The sequence below is a fragment of the Acidovorax sp. KPB24-07 genome (genome assembly GCF_057543315.1).
In genome coordinates this window covers 1-1,860 of sequence record NZ_BAAJYS010000540.1, presented here as the reverse complement: position 1 = coordinate 1,860, position 1,860 = coordinate 1, and the positions used below count along the sequence as shown (strand labels likewise).

Genomic DNA, 1,860 nt, shown 5'->3' with positions numbered 1-1,860 from the left:
ACCGCGGCGTTCGACGCGCTGGCGCTGGCGCTGGCCGGACAGGGGCTCAACCCCTTGCCGGTGGCGCTCGATTCGCTCAAGGACCCGCTGTGCCTGTCCACCCTGCAGGACCTGTGCCGCCAGCATGCGGTGCAGCTCGTGCTGAACACCACGGCCTTCGCGGCGCTGGAGGAGGGGGCCGCGCTCGCGGGCGATGCGCCGGTGCTGCAGGTGATCGCCAGCGGCGGAAACCGCGAGGACTGGTGGGCGGACAGCCAGGGCCTGCGCCCGCGCGACATCGCCATGCAGGTGGTGCTGCCCGAGATGGACGGGCGCATCGTCACGCGCGCCATCAGCTTCAAGGGGCTGTCGCACCGCTGCGCGTTCACGCAGGCCGACGTGGTGGCCTACCAGCCCGAGCCCGATCGGGTGGCGTTCGTCGCTGCGCTGGCCCAGCGCTGGTGCAGGCTGCGGAGCCTTCCCAACCCGGACAAACGGCTGGCGCTGGTGTTGGCCAACTACCCCGGCAGCGAGGGGCGCCTGGGCAGCGGCGTGGGCCTGGACACACCCGCGTCGGTGATCGGCATCCTGCAGCGCCTGCGCGCCGAGGGTTACGCCCTGGGCGACGCCGCGGCCGTGCCGGCCGATGGCGATGCGCTCATGCGCGTGCTGCAGCAGGGCATTGCGAACGACCCCGCGCAGTGGCCGCTGCGTCCCGCCTGGCAGAGCTACGCCCTGGCCGATTACCGCGCGCGGCTGGACGCGTTGCCGGAGGGCATGGCGCAAGCCATCCACGACCGCTGGGGCCCGCCCGAGGCCGACCCGCTGCTGCGCCAGGGCCGCTTCATGATCGCGGGCCTGCGGCAGGGGAATGTGTTCATCGGCATCCAGCCGGCGCGCGCCAATGCGGCGGCGCCAGGGCAGGGCAATGCCAGTGCGCAGGACTACGCAAGCTACCACGATGCCGAGCTGGTGCCGCCGCACGGCTACCTGGCCTTTTACTTCTGGCTGCGCGACGTGTTTGCCATCGACGCCGTGGTGCACGTGGGCAAGCACGGCAACCTCGAATGGCTGCCCGGCAAGAGCCTGGCACTGTCGCAGGTGTGCTGGCCTGATGCGATCCTGGGACCGCTGCCCCACCTGTACCCCTTCATCGTGAACGACCCGGGCGAGGGCGCGCAGGCCAAGCGCCGCAGCCAGGCGGTCATCATCGACCACCTCATGCCACCGCTCACCCGCGCCGAAAACCACGGCCCGCTGCAGGACCTGGAGCGCCTGGTGGACGAGTACTACGACGCGCTGCTGGTGGATGCGCGCCGCGCCACGCTGCTGCGCCGGCAGATCCTGGATGCGGTGCGCCGCCAGCACCTGCTCGAGGGGCTGGACCTGGCCGCGCCGGCCGGCAGCGCGCCGGACGACGATGCCATCCTCGCGCGCATCGACGCCTACCTGTGCGAGCTGAAGGAAACGCAGATCCGCGATGGCCTGCATGTCTTCGGCGCCTCGCCGACGGGTCGCCAGCGGCGCGACACGCTGCTGGCGCTGGCCCGCTATCCGGCCGGCGACGGGCAGGGTGCTCAGGCCGGGCTGCTGCAGGCCCTGGCCGACGACCTGCTGCCCGGCGATCCCTTCGACCCGCTGCAGATCGAGGCGGCGCAGCCCTGGCAGGGCCCACGGCCCGAGGCGCTGCAGGCTGTGGACGCCGGCCCCTGGCGGCACCACGGCGACACGCGCGAGCGGCTGGAGCTGCTCGCCCAGCAACTGCTGGAGGACGGCGCGCCGGCCGCAGCCTGGCCGCGCACGCAGGCCGTGCTGGCGCGGGTGCAGGGCACGCTGGCGCCCGCGTTGGACGCCTGCGGTGGCCAAGAACTGGGGCAGCTG

General features: G+C 73.0%; 1 protein-coding gene. It reads left to right on the top strand.

Annotated elements, in window-relative coordinates; all coding sequences use genetic code 11:
- A partial coding sequence (locus tag AC27IQ_RS23595) for a cobaltochelatase subunit CobN (RefSeq protein WP_487091005.1) occupies nucleotides 1–1,860 on the top strand: 1,860 nt, incomplete at both ends.